17 protein-coding genes are annotated in these 20149 nt (G+C 73.5%); 11 read left to right on the top strand and 6 right to left on the bottom strand.

The annotated features are described in order from the left end of the window. Positions 1 to 74 precede the first annotated feature (74 nt). The 9 genes from JN535_RS01620 to JN535_RS01655 all read left to right on the top strand — a co-directional run bounded on the left by JN535_RS01620 (position 75) and on the right by JN535_RS01655 (position 13233). On the top strand, positions 75 to 1319 hold the full coding sequence (locus tag JN535_RS01620; RefSeq protein WP_205201343.1) for a MalY/PatB family protein: 1245 nt from the start codon (positions 75 to 77) through the stop codon (positions 1317 to 1319). A 98-nt stretch (positions 1320 to 1417) separates the two neighbouring features. After that, a complete protein-coding gene (locus JN535_RS01625) occupies positions 1418 to 1708 on the top strand; it encodes a DUF1905 domain-containing protein (protein ID WP_053369180.1) in 291 nt (96 codons plus the stop codon). Between the two features lie 185 nt (positions 1709 to 1893). After that, positions 1894 to 3390 carry a WXG100 family type VII secretion target gene (locus JN535_RS01630; RefSeq protein WP_205201345.1) on the top strand — a complete coding sequence of 499 codons (1497 nt, stop codon included), beginning with the start codon at positions 1894 to 1896 and terminating at the stop codon, positions 3388 to 3390. After that, on the top strand, positions 3387 to 4070 hold the full coding sequence (locus tag JN535_RS01635; RefSeq protein ID WP_205201347.1) for a hypothetical protein: 684 nt from the start codon (positions 3387 to 3389) through the stop codon (positions 4068 to 4070). The genes JN535_RS01630 and JN535_RS01635 overlap by 4 nt, the downstream gene beginning before the upstream one ends. A 144-nt stretch (positions 4071 to 4214) precedes the next feature. Continuing rightward, the gene (locus tag JN535_RS01640) at positions 4215 to 6206 is read left to right on the top strand and encodes a penicillin-binding transpeptidase domain-containing protein (protein ID WP_307868072.1); all 1992 of its coding nucleotides are present in this window, start codon (positions 4215 to 4217) and stop codon (positions 6204 to 6206) included. Positions 6207 to 6501: 295 nt separating this feature from the next. Beyond that, entirely contained in the window at positions 6502 to 9090 is a 2589-nt protein-coding gene (locus JN535_RS01645; protein WP_205201349.1) for a YhgE/Pip domain-containing protein, read from the top strand. Continuing rightward, positions 9087 to 11273, top strand: coding sequence for a YhgE/Pip domain-containing protein (locus JN535_RS01650; RefSeq protein ID WP_205201351.1), 2187 nt, complete (start codon positions 9087 to 9089; stop codon positions 11271 to 11273). The genes JN535_RS01645 and JN535_RS01650 overlap by 4 nt, the downstream gene beginning before the upstream one ends. Before the next feature lie 150 nt (positions 11274 to 11423). Continuing rightward, positions 11424 to 11495, top strand: a complete 72-nt coding sequence (locus JN535_RS21685) for a putative leader peptide (protein WP_369799778.1) — start codon at positions 11424 to 11426, stop codon at positions 11493 to 11495. Positions 11496 to 11724: 229 nt separating this feature from the next. Next, the gene (locus tag JN535_RS01655; protein ID WP_374100392.1) at positions 11725 to 13233 is read left to right on the top strand and encodes a dicarboxylate/amino acid:cation symporter; all 1509 of its coding nucleotides are present in this window, start codon (positions 11725 to 11727) and stop codon (positions 13231 to 13233) included. A gap of 82 nt (positions 13234 to 13315) precedes the next feature. Here the strand turns inward: JN535_RS01655 and JN535_RS01660 are convergent, their stop codons facing one another. From JN535_RS01660 to JN535_RS01685, 6 genes are all read right to left on the bottom strand, one after another. Next, complete coding sequence (locus JN535_RS01660; protein ID WP_205201353.1) at positions 13316 to 13624, bottom strand: SHOCT domain-containing protein; 309 nt, start codon at positions 13622 to 13624, stop codon at positions 13316 to 13318. Between the two features lie 170 nt (positions 13625 to 13794). After that, positions 13795 to 14460 carry a response regulator gene (locus JN535_RS01665; protein ID WP_205201354.1) on the bottom strand — a complete coding sequence of 222 codons (666 nt, stop codon included), beginning with the start codon at positions 14458 to 14460 and terminating at the stop codon, positions 13795 to 13797. Then, a complete protein-coding gene (locus tag JN535_RS01670) occupies positions 14457 to 15770 on the bottom strand; it encodes a sensor histidine kinase (RefSeq protein ID WP_205201355.1) in 1314 nt (437 codons plus the stop codon). Before JN535_RS01670 ends, JN535_RS01665 begins: the two co-directional genes overlap by 4 nt. A 207-nt stretch (positions 15771 to 15977) precedes the next feature. Continuing rightward, positions 15978 to 16460: an SRPBCC family protein gene (locus JN535_RS01675; RefSeq protein ID WP_205201356.1), complete on the bottom strand. Its 483-nt coding sequence runs from the start codon at positions 16458 to 16460 to the stop codon at positions 15978 to 15980. A gap of 131 nt (positions 16461 to 16591) precedes the next feature. Continuing rightward, complete coding sequence (locus JN535_RS01680) at positions 16592 to 17053, bottom strand: hypothetical protein (protein WP_205201357.1); 462 nt, start codon at positions 17051 to 17053, stop codon at positions 16592 to 16594. 135 nt (positions 17054 to 17188) lie between these two features. Then, a complete protein-coding gene (locus JN535_RS01685) occupies positions 17189 to 18118 on the bottom strand; it encodes a quinone oxidoreductase family protein (RefSeq protein WP_205201358.1) in 930 nt (309 codons plus the stop codon). A gap of 186 nt (positions 18119 to 18304) precedes the next feature. Between JN535_RS01685 and JN535_RS01690 the strand changes: the two genes are divergently transcribed. Together JN535_RS01690 and mgtE are read left to right on the top strand one after the other, a co-directional pair. Beyond that, positions 18305 to 18682, top strand: a complete 378-nt coding sequence (locus tag JN535_RS01690) for a TraR/DksA family transcriptional regulator (protein WP_205201359.1) — start codon at positions 18305 to 18307, stop codon at positions 18680 to 18682. A 127-nt stretch (positions 18683 to 18809) separates the two neighbouring features. Next, a complete protein-coding gene (mgtE, locus tag JN535_RS01695; RefSeq protein ID WP_205201360.1) occupies positions 18810 to 20147 on the top strand; it encodes a magnesium transporter in 1338 nt (445 codons plus the stop codon). Positions 20148 to 20149: the final 2 nt, after the last annotated feature.

The following is a 20149-nucleotide window of genomic DNA, read 5'->3' on the forward strand; positions in this document are numbered from 1 at the left end:
GACCGGGCGCGGGCCCCCCTGCGCGGGACCGACCGCCGGGTCGACGTCCGGGCCCGCACCGAGGAGGGAGCACGATGCGCACACCGCTGGACGTCCTCACGCTCGACGAGCTGCGCCGCCGGACGTCGGTGAAGTGGCGCGCGTTCGGCCCCGACGTGCTGCCGCTGTTCGTCGCCGAGATGGACGTCGCGCCGTGCGAGGCCGTGGTCGACGCCGTGACCACGGCGCTGCGCGCCGGCGACACGGGCTACGACGTCGGCACCGCCTACGGCGAGGCGTACGCGCGGTTCGCGGCGCGGCGGTGGGGCTGGTCGTTCGACGCGTCGACGTCGCGCACGCTGCCCGACGTGATGCTCGCGATCGTCGAGGTGCTGCGCGTGCTCACGGCCCCGGGCGACGCGGTGGTCGTCAACCCGCCGGTCTACCCACCGTTCTACGGCTTCACCGCGAACGAGGGACGGCGCGTCGTCGACGCGCCGCTGGGTGCCGACGGACGGCTCGACCTCGACGCCCTCGAGCGCGCGTTCGCCGACGCGACGGGCGTCGCCGCGAACGGGAGCGGCCCGGGGAGCGGGCGCCGCGCCGTCTGGCTCGTGTGCAACCCGCAGAACCCCACCGGGACGACGCACACACCCGCCGAGCTCGAGGCGGGGCTCGCGCTCGCCGCCCGGTACGGGGTGCGCGTCGTCGCGGACGAGATCCACGCGCCGCTCAGCCGCCCCGGGCTCGACGGACACCCAGCGACGACCCATACGCCGCTCCTCGCCGTCCCCGGCTCCGACGCCGCCGTCGCGATCGTCTCGGCGTCCAAGGCCTGGAACCTCCCGGGCCTCAAGGCCGCGGCGGCCGTCGCCGGCCCGGGCGCCGCCGACGACCTGCGGCGGATCCCCGAGGAGGCGAGCCACGGCGTGCAGCACGTGTCGGTGCTCGCCCACGTCGCCGCGCTCGACCACGGCGAGGCGTGGCTCGACGCCGTCCTCGCGGGCGTCGAGCGGAACGCGTGGCTCCTCGCCGACCTCCTCGCGGAGCACCTGCCCGGCGTGCGCTACCGCCCCGGCGAGGCGACCTACCTCGCGTGGCTCGACTGTCGCGGGCTCGACGACGGCGCGGCCCTCGACACGGTCGGGCGCGACGACGGCCGGACGCCTGTGGGCGACCCGCGCGGCTGGTTCCTCGACCGGGCACGCGTCGCGCTCGAGGACGGCCGCCGGTTCGGTCCCGGGGGCGAGGGTCACGTGCGGCTCAACCTCGCGACCGGCGTCGACGTGCTCACCGCGGCGGTCGAGCGCATGGGGGCGTCGGTGCGAGCGGCCGCCTGAGGCGCCGCGTGCCGTCCCGGGAGGTCTCGCCCGATGACTCCCTGCCGCCCGACCGGTCAGCACACCGACCGACGACCCACCACCGCCTGGAGGACCGCATGCCGTTCGACCCCGTCGCCCTCGACCGCACGTTCACCGCGCCCGTCGGCGTCGACGTGAAGGGCGACACCTGGCCCTGCGTCGAGGTGCCCGAGGCGCGCGACCTCTTCGGCTCGCTCCGCTCCGTGCGGGTCGACGCGACCGTCGACGACGTGCCGCTGCGCAACGTCGGGCTCATGCCGACCGGCTCCGGCGGCCTGATGCTGTCGCTCAACGCCGCCGTGCGCAAGCGGCTCGGCAAGGACGTCGGCGACACGGTCACCGTCCGGCTCGAGCGCCGCTTGAGCTGAGGCCGCACGACCCCGTCCGCGCCCCGGGCGGCGGCGCCTCGCGGGTCCGCCGCCTCGCGCGGGATGGGCAGTGCTCCCCATCGCGGCGGGCCTCCGTGCCGCGTAGCGTCGGCGTGCGACCGTCCAGACGCGGCTGTCGACACCGCGCGGGAGGGGACTCGCGCGGGTGCGGGGGAGGAGACGGCATGAGCGGCATGTGGGGCGCCGACGTCCGGGCGCTGCGCGCGCTCGCGTCGGGCCTGCGGGCGGGCGCCGAGGCGCTGCGGGCCCACCGCGCGCAGGTGACGTCCGTCGTCGAGGCCGCGACCCGCTGGGAGGGCCCCGACGCCGCGGAGTTCCGCGACGACTGGGCCGCGAGCCTCGGGCCCTCGCTCGCCGCCACCGCAGCCCTCCTCGACACCGCGGCCGACCAGCTCGCCGCCGACGCGGACCAGCAGGAGTCCGCGAGCAACGACGGCGGCGGCGCCCTGGGCGGCCCGGGCGGTGGCCCGGCGTCGGGTCCGGGCAGCCGACCGACCGTCCCCACGCCGACCCCCGGCGAGTACGCCGCGATGGACGCGAGCGAGCGCGCGGAGTGGCTCGCGAACGCGACGGACGCCCAGGTCGCCGCGCTCTACGCGCAGCTCGTACGGCTCGGCGTCGACCCCGACTCGCCGGGGTTCTCCGACCTCGCCGTCGCGCACTGGACCCGCGTCGCCGCCGGCGAGGCGGGCTTCGACTTCGCCGACTGGGACCCGTCCGCCGGGGCGTCGGCCAACCGCGAGATCATCGAGGGCGTCTACACGTACTACGGCGAGCTCTACCTCGACAACCCGTGGATGCAGTGGGCAGGCATGGCCGCGATGATCGGACCGTCGTTCGCCGCCGGGTTCTTCGACCTCGACATGATGCGGCAGCTCGCGCAGGGCGTCGCGGCGGGTGCCCGGGCGCTGCCGCCCGGCGTCGACCGCGCGGCCCTCGAGGCCCTCGCGACCATGTCCGACGCCGAGCTCGCGTTCTACGAGAACCAGTTCCTGTCGATGCAGCGCGAGATCTTCGTCGACCAGGCCGTCATGCACGAGGCGTACCTCGGCGGCGGCATGGAGGAGATGGAGCGGCTGCTCGAGGCCGGCGTCATCGACGACGCCGCCTACCAGGCCTGGGCGGACATCGAGGCCGGGCGGGGCGGCGACGCGCAGGCGCTCGCCGACGGCAACACCGCGCTGCTGTGGCGCGAGCAGAACCAGATCATCGCGGACGACTGGCAGACCATGCGCGGCCACCCCGTCACGGGCGAGGCGTTCACCTACCTCATGACGCTCGTCGGGGAACCGTCCATCCCCGGCGCGGGCACGTACGCGCAGTACGACCCCTTGACGGTGAGCGTCGAGACCCCCGGCCCGGAGAACATCGCCATCCCGTTCACGGGCATCTCGTTCGACAACCCCGTCCAGGGGACGGTGACGGTCGAGACCCCGCTCCCGGGCGGCAACATCGCCGACCAGGCGACCCGCTGGGAGTACATCGCGAACGACACGCTGCCCGCCTACCAGCAGCTCCTCACGCAGCACCCGGACCAGGCCGCGCAGATCATCGGCACCGACGTGTCCGACAGGATCGAGGACTACCGGCTCACGGACCCCGCACGCATCGGTCGCATCCTTGACAGACTGACCGAGTGGGACGTGGACGTGGACCAGTGAGCCTGCCCGGGGCGCGTGCGCGCCGGACCGCGGGAAGCCTCGGTCGCGGCGCCGCGGTGGTGCTCGCCGGGACTCTCGTCCTGACGGCGTGCACCGTGACGTTCGGCGACCCGGACGACGCGACCACGAGCCCCGGCGGGACGAGCACGACGACCGGCGGGGCGTCGTCGGGCGGCGAGACCGGCACGGCGACGATCGACGACATCGAGAGGGGCGAGCCCATGCGCTGGGACGTGAGCAGGCCGATCACCGCGGAGTCCGTGGGGCTGGGGGAGTCGCAGGCCGTCGTGCAGGTGCCCGACGGCGCGGCGCAGGTCGAGCTGACGCTCCCCGACGGCACGTGGTCGACGACGGCCGAGGAGCTGACGATCCAGCCCCGCCGCGGCTACGTGAGCACGATCAACGTGTTCCGCACCCTGTCCGGCGGGCAGGCGGTCCACGACCAGCTGGTCGCCGACGCCGACGTCCTCGGCTTCCCTCGGTCGCAGGTCGACCGGTGGCTCGACGAGCTGCCCGCGTCGCTCGACGCGTCGCGCGCGGGCGGGACGCGCGAGCGGACCGGGATCAACGGCTCGAACGGCGACGTCGTGACGTCCGTGCAGATCAGCCACGAGCCGGGGCCGGGAGGCGACGAGAGCATCCGGCTTTGGTACGCGATCAGCCCGGTCACCCCGGACTGAGGTCGTCTCCCCGGCCGCGGACGCCGCGCCGGACGTGAAGAAGCCGGGGACGAACCGGGCCGGTTCGTCCCGAGCGTCCGGGACGTCGGGCGCGTGAGGTAGCGTCCCTCCCGTCCCGAACGGCACGGAGCAGGGGAGCAGCGAGTGAGCAGCGTCGCGCACGACCACGGCCGGACGACCACGCAGGGCCGGCCGCGCGGCCGGCACCGGGCCGTGCGCTGGGCGAGCGCCGCGGCGCTCGCCCCCGTCCTGGCACTGCCGCTCGCGGCCTGCACGCCCGACCGGCCGGAGGCGCAGGACGCCGCGGCCGCGCTCGCGCAGGCGATCGAGGCGGGCGACGTGAGCGGGCTGGAGTTCCGCAACGGCGCGGCGAAGGACGTCCAGGGCCACCTCGAGGCGGTGCTCGAGCCGCTCGCGCCGTACGAGCGCACGGTCGAGGTCGAGACCGTGGACGTCGTGGAGGAGGGCGACGACGCGGGCGACCGTGCGACGGCGACGCTCGCCTACCGCTGGGAGGTCGCGGGCGAGCAGGCGTGGGAGTACACGACGACGGCCGAGCTGTCGTTCGCGGAGCCGGCCGACGGCGAGGACGGGCCCGGGGCGTGGGACGTCGTGTGGGAGCCGGACGTGCTCGTCCCGGAGCTCGGCCAGGGCGACCGGATCGCGGTGAACCGCGTGCCGGCCGTGCGCGCGGGCATCCTCGGCGCCGACGACGTCCCGATCGTCCAGGACCGGCCGGTCTACCGGATCGGCGTCGACAAGACCCTCGTCGCCTCGGGCGCGTGGGACCGGGTCGCGCGCGAGCTCGCGGGCATCGTCGGGCTCGACCCCGAGGAGTACGCGCAGCGCGTCGCCGGTGCGGGGGAGAAGGCGTTCGTCGAGGCGATCACGGTGCGCACCGAGGACACGGCGGGCGTGGACGTCGACGCCGCCCGCGCCGTCGACGGCGTCCGCGTGCTCGACGACGAGCTGCCGCTCGCCCCGACGCGCGAGTTCGCGCGCCCCATCCTCGGGCGCGTGGGGGACGCGACGGCGGAGATCGTCGAGGAGTCCGACGGGGCGATCGCGGCAGGCGACCAGGTCGGTCTCTCCGGACTCCAGCGCCAGTACGACGAGCAGCTCCGGGGCGTGCCCGGCCTGTCCATCGAGATCGTGCCCGGCGAGGGCGACGCGGACGGGGAGACGACGGAGGTCTTCGCGGTCGACCCGGTGGACGGCACCCCGCTGAGCACGACCCTCCGGCCGGACATGCAGATCGCGGCCGAGCAGGTGCTGGCGGGGCAGGGGCCGAGCGCGATCGTCGCGATCCAGCCCTCGACGGGTGCGGTGCTCGCCGCGGCGAGCTCGACGGCGGGCGAGGGCCTCTCGACCGCGACGACCGGCCAGTACGCGCCGGGCTCGACGTTCAAGGTCGCGACGACGCTCGCGATGCTGCGCGCGGGGCTCACCCCGGACACGACCGTCTCGTGCCCGCCCACGATCTCCGTGGACGGCCGCGAGTTCCAGAACGTCCCCGGCTACCCGACGAGCGCGCTCGGCGACGTCCCGCTGCGGACGGCGTTCGCGAACTCGTGCAACACCGCGATGATCGGGCAGCGGGACACGGTGACGCAGCAGGCGCTGCACGACGCCGCGGCGTCGCTCGGGCTCGGCGTCGAGTCCGAACTGGGCGCACCGGCATTCTTCGGCGACGTCCCGACCGACTCGCAGGGCACCGAGCACGCCGCGTCGATGATCGGGCAGGGCAAGGTCCAGGCCTCGCCGCTCGCGATGGCGACGGTCGCGGCGAGCGTCGCCGCCGGGCGCACGGTGTCGCCCGTCCTGGTCCACCCGGACGTGCAGACCGTCGCCGACGAGGAGCCCGCCAGCACCCTCACCGAGGAGGAGGCGGCGACGCTGCGCGGCCTCATGCGCGCCGTCGTCACCGAGGGCTCGGCGTCGATCCTCCAGGACCTGCCGGGCGAGCCCGGCGCCAAGACCGGCACGGCGCAGTACGGCGACGGCAGTCAGTCCCACGCCTGGATGATCGCGACGCAGGGCGACCTCGCGGTGGCGGTGTTCGTCGAGACGGGCGACGGCGGTGCCGTCACCGCGGGCCCGCTCATGCACGCGTTCCTCGACGCTCCGAACGCCTGACCCTCCCAGCAGCGCCTCCTCGGCGGGACCGGCGGGCCCGACGCGAGCGGGCTGAGCAGGCGGCCGCCGTCGAGCGAGCGGGGGATGCCAGGGTGATGTGACGGGTGATCTTTGCCCGGCATCACGGGTCGGCCGAGAGTTTTCGTGGCGACCGCGCCAAACTAATGCACCGGGGCACGATCCCGTGCATCCACGGAACACGGTTGTCCGCTGACGTGGGACAACAATGTCCAGGAGGCGGCCAGGCGACGTCCAATTGCGCTCGCTGCACACCACGGGGCGACGAGGAGGAACGATGCGCAATGCCCTGAAGGTGTTCCGCCGCGACGCCGGGAGAATTCTCCACGCACCGAAGGTCTGGGCCATCGTCCTCGGGCTCGTCATCATGCCGTCCATGTACGCGTGGGTGAACATCCTCGCCTTCTGGGACCCCTACTCGGACACCGAGCACGTCAAGGTCGCGGTCGTCAACCTCGACGAGGGCGCGTCGTCGGAGATGACGGGGGAACTCAACGTCGGCGACCAGATCGTCGACCAGCTCAAGTCGAACCGTCAGCTGGGTTGGGGATTTCTCGAGAAAGACGCGGCGATGCGCGCGGTGAAATCCGGAGAATACTACGCCGCCATTGTCGTGCCGCCCACCTTCAGCAAGGACCTGCTGAGCATCACGACGGGGGACTTCGTCCGCCCGGAGCTCGACTACTACGTCAACGAGAAGGCGAACGCCATCGCGCCGAAGATCACCGGCGTCGGAGCGTCGACCCTCGATTCTCAGGTGAACAGCACCTTCGTCTCCACCGTGGCGAAGACCGTCGCGGAGGACCTCGAGAAGGCCGGCGTCGACACGGGGACCCGACTGCTCGACGCGAGGACCACGACGCTCGACGCGCTCGACGACACCGTCGGCGAGCTGGAGGCGGCGCGCGGTGGCCTCGCAGACCTGCAGACCACGCTCGCCGACGCGGGGACCGCGCTCACGGACGCCAAGAGCGCGCTCACACAGGTCGACGAGACGATCGGCGACGTCCAGACCTCGATCACCGAGGCCCAGACGCTCGTGGCCGACGCGCAGCAGGACCTCGTCTCGTTCACCGACTCGGTCACGTCCGCGTACGTCTCGGGCGCCACGCTGCTGTCCGGGGCGTCGGCGCAGCTCAACCTCGCCGTCACCACGCTGTCGGCGGGCGTGCAGCACGCGAACCTCGCGATCGGCACCGCGATCGACGACGCGGGGGCAGTCGCGGACACCAGCAGCACGGCGCTCGCCGAGCTCCAGGCCCAGCTCGCGACCATGGACCCCGCCGACCCGGGGTATCGCGAGCTGACCGAGGCGGTGGACCGGCTGACGGAGCGCAACGAGGCGGACCGGCAGCTCCTCGGCGACCTGGCGGCGCTCAACCAGGACATCACGGACGTCTCCACGGCCCTCCAGACGACCGCCACCGCGATCAACGGCGCCGTCCAGGACTCGGCGAGCTCGGCGGGAGCGATCCACACCGTGCTGATCGGCACCGTCCCGGAGATCAACCGGACCATGGCGGAGCTGTCGGCGAGCGCCGGAGCGTTCTCGACCGCTCTCGACGCGCAACGGGACCTGGTGAGGCAGGCGGTCGTGCTCCTCGACGGTCTCGAGGGCCAGATGGGCGAGGCGAGCTCCGCGGTCACCCTGCTCGACGGCAACCTGCAGGGTGTCGAGCAGGACCTCGAGAGGCTGCGGACCGACGTGAGCGCGCTGAGCAGCGCGGAGGTCTGGCGCAAGCTGAGCGCGCTGACCGAGCTCGACCCGCAGCAGGTCGCGCAGTTCATGTCGTCACCGGTCGAGGTGAAGCAGCACAACCTGTTCCCCGTCGCCACGTACGGGTCCGCCATGGCGCCGCTGTTCACCAACCTCGCCCTGTGGATCGGCGCGTTCATGCTCGTCGTGCTCCTCAAGCAGGAGGCCGACACCGACGGCGTCCCGGACCTGACCGTGCGTCAGGCCTACCTCGGGAGATGGATGCTCCTCGCAGCGCTCAACGTGCTCCAGGCGCTCCTGGTCAGCATCGGTGACGTGGTCATCGGGGTGCAGATGGCCAGCGCCCCGGCGTTCGTCGCGACCAGCGTCTTCGCCGGGCTCGTCTACGTGTCGATCATCTACGCGCTCGCGGTGTCCCTGGGGTACGTCGGCAAGGGCTTGGCGATCCTGCTCGTGATCATGCAGATCCCCGGCGCCTCGGGCATCTACCCGATCGAGATGATGCCCGGCTTCTTCCGGTCCCTGTTCCCGATCTTCCCCTTCACCTACGGCATCGACGCGATGCGCGAGACGATCGGCGGGTTCTACGACGGCTACTACTGGCGCTACGTCGCGGTGCTCCTCCTGTTCGCGGTGCTGGCCTTCGTCCTGGGGATCTTCCTGCGCCAGAGGCTCGGCAACTTCTCTCGGCTGTTCAACGTCAAGCTGGCCGAGACGGGACTCTTCGTCAGCGAGGACGTGCAGATCTTCGGCTCCCGGCGCCGGCTCAGCCAGATCGTCCAGGCACTGAGCGATCGACAGCGGTTCCGCGAGGAGACGGCACGCCGGGCCGAGTGGTTCGCGAAGCACCATCTGACCGTGATCCGCCTGGCGTTGCTGATCGGTCTGGTGGTGAGCGCGGCGCTCCTGGTCATCGCCTGGATCGTGCCGGACGCCAAGGCGACCATCCTCGGCCTCTGGGGCGTGCTGTGCCTCCTCGTGATCGGGGCCGTCGTGACGATCGAGTACATCCGGCAGAACATCGTCTTCGCGGGGAAGGTGGAGGGGATGCCCGAGAGCGCGCTGCGACAGGTCCTGGCGCGGGAGGAGCGGGCCACCCGCTCGGACACGCCGCTGGCGGAGCTCCAGGGCCAGGGGGAGCGGTCGTGAGGAACGTCTCCCTGCTCTTCCGCCACGACCTCCGGCAGGCGACGCGGAGCACGATCGCCCTCGTCGTGCTCTTCGGGGTCGTCGTCATCCCCTCGTTCTTCGCCTGGTTCAACGTGCTCTCGAGCTGGGACCCGTTCGGCAACGTGAAGAACCTCAAGGTCGCGGTGGCCAACGCCGACGAGGGGTACGAGGGCGGCCTGCTGCCCGTGCGGATCAACATCGGGGACCAGGTGCTGTCCGCGCTGCGCGCCAACGCCGACCTCGACTGGGTGTTCACCAGCCCGGAGGAGGCGATACGGGGCACCGAGTCGGAGGAGTACTACGCCGCCCTCGTGCTCCCCGCGGACTTCAGCCAGCAGATGATGACGTTCCTCGTGCCGGGCGCCACGTCGGCCCGGATCGACTACTACACGAACGAGAAGACGAACGCGCTGTCGCCGAAGATCACCGGCGAGGCGGCGACCGAGGTCTCGGTGCAGATCAACGAGACCTTCACCAAGACCTTGAACGAGGTCGGGCTAGGCGTCGTCTCCTCGCTCGCGGACAACCTCGAGGACCCCGAGACGCGAGCGGCCATCTCCCGGCTGGAGGCGAACGCCACGACGCTCGCCTCTCAGCTCCGCGCGGGTGCCAGCAGCGCGCAGGCCCTCGGCATGCTCGTCTCGTCCAGCAAGCCGCTCGTGAGCGGCGCGTCGTCGCTCGCGACCTCGTCTGTCGACGCCCTGCGCGAGACGGCCGGCGCGATCGGTGACGGGTCGAACGCGGCACGAGCCCTCGGTTCGACGCTGGACACGGCGACGGAGTCGCTCGCAGCGGCCTTCTCGACGAGCGCCGACAGCTATCGAGAGCTCGGCGCCCAGGTGGACCAGCTCTTCACGTCCCTGGACTCGCAGAGCCAGGCGGCCGTGGCGACCTTGAACACGCTCGCCGGGCAGGTGGACACGCAGATCGCGGCCTACCAGGGGCTGCGCGACGAGCTCCAGGCGCAGGCGGACGCTGCGACCGACCCCCTGCTGCGCGACGCGCTGGAGCTGGTCGTCTCTCGCATCGACGGAGCACTCGCCCGTCAGGAGCTGCTGCGGGACCGCCTCCAGGAGGCAGCTGCGCGCCTGTCCCAGGGCGAGGCGGACAGCCAGGCGACGCGCGCCGAGGTCATCGCGCTCGTCGACGAGGCCAGGAGCGCCGTCGAGGGCGTCCAGAGCTCGTACACCGAGAGCCTGAGGCCTCAGCTCGAACAGCTCGCCGGAACGCTCGGGTCGATCAACGGCGGGTTCGTCGCGATCGGTGACGACCTGTCGGGCGCGGTCTCCGCCTTGTCGGAGGGCTCCGGGTCCCTCACCGGCGTGCTCACGGCCGCCGAGGGCACCATGACGACGATCGCCGGGGACCTGGACGCCGCGGCCACCCGGTTCGACGGCGTCGCCTCCGCACTGCGCGACGCCTCGGAGTCGGGCGATCTCAGCAAGCTCACCGAGATCATCGGGCCCGACGCGGAGACGTTCGCCGGCGAGCTGAGCTCTCCCGTGGCGCTCAAGACGATCCCGGTGTTCAAGGTCGACACGTTCGGTGCGCAGATGGCGCCCTTCTACTCCGTGCTCGGCCTGTGGGTCGGTGCGCTGCTGCTCTCGGTCCTGATCCGCGTCGACGTGGTGCGGGACCGTCTTCCGTCCGGAGCGGACCTCACGCTCCCGCAGGAGTACCTCGGGCGCTACGGCATCTTCGCCGTCCTCGCTCTCCTGCAGAGCTCGCTGCTGTACGTCGGGCTCATCGGCTTCGTCGGGGTGCGGCCGGTCTACCCGGCACTGCTGATCCTCGCGGGCTGGGTGATGTCGCTGGTGTTCTCGCTCATCACGTACACGTTGGTCCTCTCGTTCGGCGAGGCGGGCAAGGCCCTCGCCGTCTTCCTGCTCGTCGTCCAGATCTCGGCCGGTGGTGGGGCCTACCCGCTCAGCGTGCTGCCGCAGTGGTTCCAGAACATCAGCCCCTTCCTTCCTGTCTCGCACGCCACGACCGCGGTCCGCGCGGCCATCGCGGGGATCTACGACGCGGACTACTGGATCGCCCTCGGCTGTCTCGTCCTCTTCGTCGCCCCCGCGCTGCTCCTGGGTCTGGTGCTCCGGGTCCCGCTCATCGGTCTCAACGACGACCTCGCCAAGGCGCTCGAGTCGACGCGCCTGATGTAGCGCCCGGGTCGGCACCGACCCGGAGCCCGGAATAGGTCCGGGCACCGGCTGGTTGACCACGAGCGGGTATGATCGGTTGCCGCGGGCGTCGATCTGCCCGCCTCGTCAGCGAGAACCCACCGTTCCGGGAGAACCTCCGTGTTCGTCAGCGTGCCTGCTTGGCAGCTCACCCAGCGCCGCGACGTCGACCTCCGTCGAGTCGCCAGCGCGCTGTGTCGCTGACCTCCCGTCGCCGCTGACGCCTCCCCGCCTCCGCACACCCGTCAGGACCCTGGGTCGCCTCGCGACCTGAGCCGCTGACGCGCGTGGCGCGCCCCCGTCAGGGCGCAGGCCACCTCCGTGCCTGCGTCCCTGCCCGGGCCGCGCTGCTGCCGGCGCCCCGCGACGACGTCCCGAGCCCCTCTCCCGAGAGCGGGCGCTCGTGCGCCCGCGTCACCCCGAAAGGTCCTCCGTGTCCTCGACCCCCTCGACGGCCTCCGCGCAGGCCGACCCGCAGGCGAAGCAGGCTCCGGCCTCCGCGCCCGCGAAGAAGAAGCGCCGGTTCCCCTCGTTCAGCGTGCAGATCCTGCTCGGTCTCGCGGTCGGCGTCGGGCTCGGTGCCCTCGCGCTCGCCATGGGCCCGCAGGACGCCGCGGGCGACGTCCCCAACGGCCTCACCACGACGCTCGACACGATCGGCTCGTCGTTCGTGACGCTGCTCAAGGCGGTCGTGCCGCCGCTGATCTTCACCGCGATCGTCGCGTCGATCGCGAACCTGCGGACCGTCACCAACGCCGCGCGCCTCGCCGGCCAGACGCTCCTGTGGTTCGCCATCACCGCGGCGATCTCCGTGGCCGTCGGCATCGGCCTGGGTCTGCTGTTCCAGCCCGGCAACCGCGCGTCCGTCTCGCTCGACGCCGCGTCCGAGCCTGGCCGCACCGGCACGTGGCTCGACTTCCTCAACGGCCTCATCCCGGGCAACGTCCTGGGCCTTGGCGCGAGCACGCAGGTCGAGGTGGCCGACGGCGGCGCGACCGCCAGCACGTCGGTGAACTTCAACGTCCTGCAGATCCTCGTCGTCGCGCTCGTCATCGGCATCGCGGCGCTCAAGTCGGGCAAGAAGGCGGACCCGTTCCTCGCGTTCAACCGCTCCGCGCTCGCGATCGTGCAGAAGGTGCTGTGGTGGATCATCCGCCTCGCGCCGATCGGCACCGCCGGCCTCATCGGCTACGCCATCGCGGCGTACGGCTGGACGTCGCTCGCGTCGCTCGCGTGGTTCGCCGTCGCGATCTACGTCGGCCTCGCGGTCGTGCTGTTCGTCGTCTACCCGATCCTCCTGCGCACCAACGGCCTGAAGATCTCGAGCTACTTCAAGGGCGCCTGGCCCGCGATCCAGCTCGCGTTCGTCTCGCGCTCCTCGATCGGCACGCTGCCCGTGACGCAGCGCGTCACCGAGCGCAACCTCGGTGTCCCGAGCGAGTACGCGTCGTTCGCCGTGCCGCTGGCCGCGACCACCAAGATGGACGGTTGCGCCTCGATCTACCCCGCCATCTCGGCGATCTTCGTCGCTCAGATCTTCGGCATCGACCTGTCGATCACCGACTACCTGCTCATCGCGTTCGTCTCCGTCGTCGGCTCCGCCGCGACCGCGGGTCTCACCGGCGCGATCGTCATGCTGACCCTCACGCTCTCGACCGTGGGCCTGCCGCTCGCGGGCGTGGGCCTGCTGCTCGCGATCGACCCGATCCTCGACATGGGCCGCACCGCGGTCAACGTCGCGGGCCAGGCGCTCGTGCCCACGATCGTGGCGAAGCGCGAGGGCATCCTCGACCTCGAGCAGTACGAGGCCGCGACGGCCGAGGACCTCTTCGTGGACGAGGACGACGACGCGTCGTCCGAGGCGACCACTCAGACCACGACGAGGGGCGAGACCACCGAGGCGCCGTCGGGAACCAAGGAGCCCGTGGGCGCCTCCGCCTGACGCCGGCGCGCGATCACGCGCCGGCGAACACGACCTGGGTGCCGTCATCCACGGGATGACGGCACCCAGGTCGTTCTCGGCGTCAGGGCTGGGGGCGACCCTCGCGCAGCACGGCGAGGCGCGAGCGGTACTCCTGCTCGTCGATCTCGCCGCGCGCGTAGCGCTCGCCGAGGATCGCGACGGGGTCGGGGCCGGCGGTGCGCCACGCGCCGGGGCCGCCCGGTCCCCAGCCGCGTCGCGCACGCCGCGCGATGAGGAAGATCACGGACGCGAACAGCAGGAACCACAGCAGGGGGAAGACGAACCACCAGGGCCCGGGCCCCCAGCCGGCGTGCGCGACGTGCGCGACGGCCTCCGTGGGGACGACGGCCCCGGTGAGTGCGGTGAGCATGACGACCTCCGGTGTCGGTGCGGCCCGCCGGTTGGCGGGGGCGGCCGCGTTCCGGCCGCACCTCCAGGCTTCCCGTCGCCCGGCGCCACGTCGTCGGCCGTGCGTGCCGACCTCGCTCGTCCCGTGGTACCGGTCCCCGCCGACGCCGGGTGGACCGACGGCAGGGTGAGTCAGCCCGCCCAGCCGGGGCGCACGAGCCCGGACTCGTAGGCCGCGACGACGAGCTGGGCGCGGTCGCGCGCGCCCACCTTGGCCATGACGCGCGACACGTGCGTCTTCACCGTCGACTCCGACAGGTAGAGCGTCCCCGCGATCTCGTCGTTCGAGAGCCCGCCCGCGACCTCGACGAGCACCTCGCGCTCGCGCGGCGTGAGCTCCTCGACACCGGGGACCGGCCCGACGGCGCGCGTCGCGTCCGCGACCCGGGAGAGCAGGCGCCGGGTGACGGTGGGGGAGAGCAGGGCGTCGCCGCGCGCCGCGACCCGCACCGCCCGGACGAGGTCGACGGGCTCGGTGTCCTTGACGAGGAACCCGCTCGCGCCGCCGCGGATCGCGTCGGTCACGTACTCGTCGAGCTCGAACGTCGTGACGACCACGACGTGCACGTGCGCGGCCGCGCGGTCGGCGACGATGCGCCGAGTCGCCTCGAGCCCGTCGAGGCCGGGCATGCGGATGTCCATGAGCACGACGTCGGGCAGGTGCTCGAGCGCGAGCCGGACCGCGTCGTCCCCGGTCGCGGCCTCGGCGACGACGCGCATGTCGTCCTCGGAGTCGATGAGCGCACGGAACCCGCCCCGCACGAGCGCCTGGTCGTCGGCCAGCACGACGTCGATCATGGTGCCTCCTCGCGCCACGGCGGTGCGTCGTCGCCCCGCCCGGTGGTGCCCGGCCCGGGCGTCGTGCCCGGCCAGGGAAAGACTGCCCGCACCCGGAAGCCGCGTCCAGCGGTGCCGGAGCCCGCTCCCGGTCCCCGAGCCGGGCCGGGCACCGGCCCGGCCACGAGCGACCCGTGGACGCTCTCGACGCGCTCGCGCATGCCGCGCAGGCCGTAGCCGGGCTCGGGGTCCGACGGCGGGCCCGTGCCGTCGTCGGTGACCGTCACGGTCACACGGCGCGAGCCACGGTCCCCGTCGCCACCGGCGTCGCCCGGTTCGGCCTCGGACTCGCGTCCCGCCTCGACGACGACGCGGACGTCGACGCGCGTCGCGCCGTACGCGTGCCGGCGCACGTTCGTCAGCGACTCCTGGACCACGCGGTAGACGACGCCCGCCAGCCGGTCGGGGAGCTCGGCCGCAGTGGGGTCGACCTCGAGCGCGACGGAGAGCCCGCCGCCCTCCGCCTGCTGCGCGAGCCGCGGGAGTGCTGCGAGGTCCCACGTCGGGGCGAGCGGCGCGTCGTCGTCGCCGTCCTCGCCGCGCACGATCCCGAGCACCGCGCGGACCTCGTCGAGCGCTTCGCTGCTCGTCGTGCGGATCGCGGTGAGGGCGCTGCGGGCCTGGTCGGGGTCGCGGTCGAGCAGGTGGAGCCCGACGCCCGCCTGCACGGTGATGGCGGAGAGCGAGTGCGCGAGGACGTCGTGGACCTCGCGCGCGATGCGCAGCCGCTCGTCCGCGACGGCCGTGCGCTCACGCTCGACGCGCGCGACCTGCTCGGCCTCGCGCGCCGCGGCGATGCGGGCGGACCGGTCGCGGATCGCGCCCGCGACGAGCAGCACGACGACGGTCCAAGCCGTCCCGCCGAGGAGCGTCGCCGGGGGCGGCACGTCGGGGCGCAGCGCCGCGGCGGCGACGACCACCCCCGCCAGCAGCACGGCTCCGCCCCACGCCATGCGGCGCGCTCGCTGCGCGGGACCGCTGAGGAGCACCCCCACGAGCACGCCGACGGGCCCCGCGAGTGCCGGTCCCCACGCGAACCCGGCGACGAGGAAGACTCCGACGGCCGTGACGGACACCGCCACCGCGAGCACCGGGCGCGGCACGAGCAGCACGAGCGCGAGCGGCGAGACGAGGAGCAGGGCGACGGCAGCCAGGTCGAGCGGGCGCGCTACCGGCTGCCCGTGCGTCGCGCCCGCCGACCCGAGGACCGAGACCACCGCGAGCACCACGGCGAGGAACGCCCGGGGGCGGCGACGGTCGAGCGGGCCCATGCGTCGCACGCTACGCCGCGCGCGGACGGACCGCGTCCGACCGGGGTGCCGGGCGCCGTCGTCCCCGGGTGCCGTGCGCGGGCGGACCGCGTACCCGAGCGATCCGGTTCGCCACGGGTGGCACACCCGAGGCCCGCCGGTGTCTGGTGCCTGGCGCCCCGTCGGGGTGGCGTACGGTTCCGGCTGCAGCGCCGCCGGGCGCCGCCGTCAGCGGGTCGGCTCGCGCACCGCGGCGAGCACGACCGGGTCCGCGCAGCCGCGCGCGAAGCCGGCGATCCGGTGGTCGACGTCGCGACCGAGCACCCAGGACCCGAGGCGCTCGGCGAGCGGCGCGAGCCAGCGCGGGCGGCAGCGGAAGGAGTAGCGCCACGTCGCGCGCGTGCCGCCTGACGGGTCGGGGGCGAACCGCCACCCGCCCGCGAGGTTCGCGAAGAACCACGAGCCGCGCACCATGCGCATCCCGACGTTCGTGGGCGGGTTGTAGGAGACGTACTCGCTCACCATGGACAGCCCGCTGCGGTGCCGGGTGAACGTGCGCACGCCCTTGGCGGGCGCGGTGGCGCCGTCGAGGAAGTGCTGCCGCCGGATGAACGGGTCCCAGCGCAGGCGGACGTCGCCGGTCGTCTGGGAGACGGCGAACGCCGTCGCGGGGTCGACGGGGACCACGAGCGAGGACTCGACCACGGGCATGGTCGGATGCTCCCACGGTCGTCGACGCCCCGCTCCGCGTCGCAGGGCGGATACGCGGGTCTCGGGGCCGGACGCGCGAACGGCCCGCCCCTCGGTGAGGGACGGGCCGCCCGGACCGCGGCGCGGGGAGGTCAGGACGCGAACGCGTACCCGGCCTCGGTGCACTGCGCACGGAAGGCGTCGAGGGACTCCTGGAGCTTCGACGTGTCGATCGTCTCGCCCTGCACGGCGGCCTCGAACGGGGCCTTGATCCCGTTGAGGTTCTGCTGGAGGTCGGGGTCGGCGAAGTTCTGGACCGCGACGAGGCGCTCGCGCGTCGTGTAGATCGCGGCGGCCGCGGCCTCGTCCTCCGGCGTCTCGAGCAGCGGCGTCGTCTCGGTGACGAGGCGCTCGGCGGAGTACTCGCCGCTGTAGAAGGTGTTGCACGTCGTGGTCACGGAGACGACGGTGGGCGTCACCTCGGGGGCCGCCTCGGTCGTGGTCGTGGTCTCGGGGGTCGTCGCGTCGTCGCTCGCCGGGTCGGTCGGCGAGGCGCAGGACGCCAGCAGGAGAGCACAGGAGAGCGCCGCGGTAGCGGCAAGAAACTTACGCATGCTAACGATTTCACACTCCCGCGCACGGGGGACGCAAGGAGTTTCCGCTGCTGCGCGCCCAGGAACGGCGGAATACCGCGGTTCCTGGGGCGACCTTGTGCCCAGCGTCACAACCTGTCGGGACTTCGGTCCGGGTCAGGGCACGTCGAGCACGACCTTCCCGCGGACGTGCCCGTCGGCGACGAGCCGCAGGGCCTGCGCCGCGTCGCGCAGCGGGAACCGGGCGGAGACCTCCGTCCGGAGCCGCCCGTCCTCCGCGAGCGCGAGGACCTCGTCGAGGGCGCCCTTCGCGTCGACCTTGTCCACGATGCCCGCGGCACGCGACGCGTCGGACCCGACGATCGTCACCGCGCTCGGCGGGTCGTCCTGCGTCGCGGGGGCGAGGTCCGCGCCCAGCAGGGCGACGGTCGCGGCGATGGTCTCCGCCGAGCCGACGAGGTCGACGACGACGCTCACCTCGTCGAGGCCGTCCGGCAGCGCGCGGACCGCGTCGGCGAGGCCCGGGCCGTACGCGACCGGGGTCGCGCCCAGGCCGCGCAGATAGTCGTGATTGGCCGGCGACGCCGTCCCGACGACGCGGGCGCCCAGCGCGGTCGCGATCTGCACGGCCGCCGAACCGACGCCCCCGCTGGCGCCGTGCAGCAGCACGACGTCGCCCTCGCCGACGTCCGCCTGGACGAGGGCGGAGAACGCGGTCGCCGCGGCGACGGGCAGCACGGCCGCCTGCTCGAAGGGCAGGGACGCGGGCTTGCGTCGCACGTGGTCGGCGCGGACGAGCGAGAGCTCGCGCTGCGCGCCCGTCCCGTGCCACACGACCTCGTCGCCGGGGGCCAGGTCGGGCACGTCGGGCCCCACGGCGTCGACCACGCCTGCCGCCTCGAAGCCCAGCACGCCGGGGACGCGGCCCCCGAACGCGCCGGCGAGCCGCTTGAGGTCCGCGGGGTTGACCCCGACGACGCGGTTCGCGACGCGCACCTGGCCGGACCCGGGTTCGCCGACGTGCTCGTCGTCGACCCGCAGCATCTCCGGCCCGCCGAAGGACTGGAAGGCGACGACCGTGCTCATGCAGACCTCCGTGGTCTCGCCGTCGGACGTCGGTCACGCGCCGCGGGGGCGAGACCGCGCGGCGGGCCCGGGGGAGCCGGGCAGTTCCACTCTTCCATCCGTCGACCGCCGCTGTCATGCCTCGGGCACGGGCAGGACTCCCCGTCCGGGACGGTTTCACCCCCTCCGCGACGTTGAGGGAGCGAGATGACGACACCACCGGACCACCGCACGCCGACCCCGGACCGCGCGGCACGCGACCGCCTGCTGGCCGTGCGAGCGGACGCCGTCGCGCGCCTGGGAGCGTTGCGCGCCGAGGTCGCGGGCATCGTCGAGGCGTCCCGCGACTCGAACGCGGACGACGAGCACGATCCGGACGGCGCGACCATCGCGTTCGAGCGGGCTCAGGTGGACGCGCTCGCTCGCGACGCCGCGGCGCGCGTCGAGGAGGTGGACGCGGCCCTCGCGCGCCTCGACGCGGGGACCTACGGCGTGTGCGAGGCGTGCGCGCAGCCGATCGCCGCCGGACGCCTGGAGGCGCGCCCGACGGCGAGGACGTGCGTCACGTGCGCCCGCAGCCGGTGACCCGTATCCACCGCGCGGCCCCGGAGCACCCGGCCCGGCCGACGCCCTCGACGGCTCGACCGCCGCGCCGCGCCCGGATGTGAGAGCGTGGTCGCGTCGCCACCGACCACGCAGAAGGAGCCGGCGAGTGACCACGGACGGGAACACGAGCCCGGTGCGCGAGCGCGCCCGCCCCCGCCTCCAGGCCCTGCGGGAGAGGCTCGTCGCCGCGGGGACGCCGGAGGTCGTGGCCGAGCTGGGCCGGCTCGACAGGGAGGAACGCGCGGTCGCGTTCCGGCTGCTGCCCAAGGACCGCGCCGTCGACGTCTTCGAGGACCTCGACCCCGCGCTGCAGAGGGAGATCGTCGAAGGGCTGCGCGAGGACGCGGTGCGCGAGCTGTTCGCGGCGCTCGACCCCGACGACCGCGCGCCGCTGCTCGACGAGCTCCCCGCGGGCGTCGCGTCCAAGCTGCTCCACGGCCTGTCCGCGCAGGAACGGCGCCACACGACCGCGCTCCTGGGGTACCCCGAGCACAGCGCCGGACGCCGCATGTCCCCCGAGGTCGCGAGCGTGCCGGCCGGCACGACGGTCGCCGCGGCGCTGACCCGACTGCGCGAGGTCGGGGACGACGTGGAGACGATCTACACGGTGCCCGTCCTGGGCGAGGGTCGTCAGGTCGTCGGCGTCGTCTCCCTGCGCCGCTTGCTCGTCAGCGACCCCGGGTGCGTCGTCGACGACGTGATGGCGCGACCGACCGTGGTGCGCGCGACGGACGACCTCGAGCACGCGGCCAACGTGGTGCGCGACGGCGGCTACGTCGCCGTCCCGGTCGTCGACGCCGAGGACCGGCTGCTCGGCCTCCTCACCGTGGACGACGCGATGCGGGTCCTCGAGGCGGCGGACGACGAGGACTCCGCCCGGACGGGAGGGACCGAGCCGCTCCGGAGGCCGTACCTGTCGACGTCCGTCGTCGCGGTCTTCCGGTCGCGCATCGTCTGGCTGTTCGTCCTCATCCTCGCCGCGACCCTCACCGTCGGGGTCCAGTCGTACTTCGAGGCGGAGCTCGACGCCGTCGTCGCGCTCGCTCTCTTCATCCCCCTGCTCATCGGCACCGGGGGGAACGCCGGGTCGCAGGCCGCCACGACGGTCGTGCGCGCGATGGCGGTGGGCGACGTGCGGCCCCGAGACCTCGCGCGCGTCGTCGGGCGCGAGGCGTCGACGGGGGTCCTGCTCGGTCTCGCGCTGGCCGTCGTGGGGATCGGCCCGGCGATGCTCGTCGCCGGGCCCCAGATCGGCGTCGTCCTCGCATTGACGGTGGTGTGCGTCTGCACGCTCGCCACGACCGTCGGGTCGGGTGTGCCGCTGCTGGCCCGGACGGTCGGGATCGACCCGGCGATCGTGTCCGCACCCTTCATCTCGACGTTCGTCGACACGACGGGACTGGTCGTCTACTTCACGATCGCCAAGGCCGTGCTCGGCATCTGAGG

The sequence above is a fragment of the Cellulosimicrobium cellulans genome (assembly GCF_016921195.1).
Lineage (GTDB): Bacteria > Actinomycetota > Actinomycetes > Actinomycetales > Cellulomonadaceae > Cellulosimicrobium > Cellulosimicrobium cellulans_F.

Bases quoted from the DNA above. Each gene is read 5' to 3' on its own strand.
- JN535_RS01665 (WP_205201354.1), bottom strand. From the start codon at position 14,460: ATGATCGACGTCGTGCTGGCCGACGACCAGGCGCTCGTGCGGGGCGGG.
- JN535_RS01645 (WP_205201349.1), top strand. From the start codon at position 6,502: ATGCGCAATGCCCTGAAGGTGTTCCGCCGCGACGCCGGGAGAATTCTC.
- JN535_RS01680 (WP_205201357.1), bottom strand. From the start codon at position 17,053: ATGCGTAAGTTTCTTGCCGCTACCGCGGCGCTCTCCTGTGCTCTCCTG.
- JN535_RS01625 (WP_053369180.1), top strand. From the start codon at position 1,418: ATGCCGTTCGACCCCGTCGCCCTCGACCGCACGTTCACCGCGCCCGTC.
- JN535_RS01670 (WP_205201355.1), bottom strand. From the start codon at position 15,770: ATGGGCCCGCTCGACCGTCGCCGCCCCCGGGCGTTCCTCGCCGTGGTG.
- JN535_RS01675 (WP_205201356.1), bottom strand. From the start codon at position 16,460: ATGCCCGTGGTCGAGTCCTCGCTCGTGGTCCCCGTCGACCCCGCGACG.
- JN535_RS01660 (WP_205201353.1), bottom strand. From the start codon at position 13,624: ATGCTCACCGCACTCACCGGGGCCGTCGTCCCCACGGAGGCCGTCGCG.
- JN535_RS01690 (WP_205201359.1), top strand. From the start codon at position 18,305: ATGACGACACCACCGGACCACCGCACGCCGACCCCGGACCGCGCGGCA.
- JN535_RS01630 (WP_205201345.1), top strand. From the start codon at position 1,894: ATGAGCGGCATGTGGGGCGCCGACGTCCGGGCGCTGCGCGCGCTCGCG.
- JN535_RS01620 (WP_205201343.1), top strand. From the start codon at position 75: ATGCGCACACCGCTGGACGTCCTCACGCTCGACGAGCTGCGCCGCCGG.
- JN535_RS01685 (WP_205201358.1), bottom strand. From the start codon at position 18,118: ATGAGCACGGTCGTCGCCTTCCAGTCCTTCGGCGGGCCGGAGATGCTG.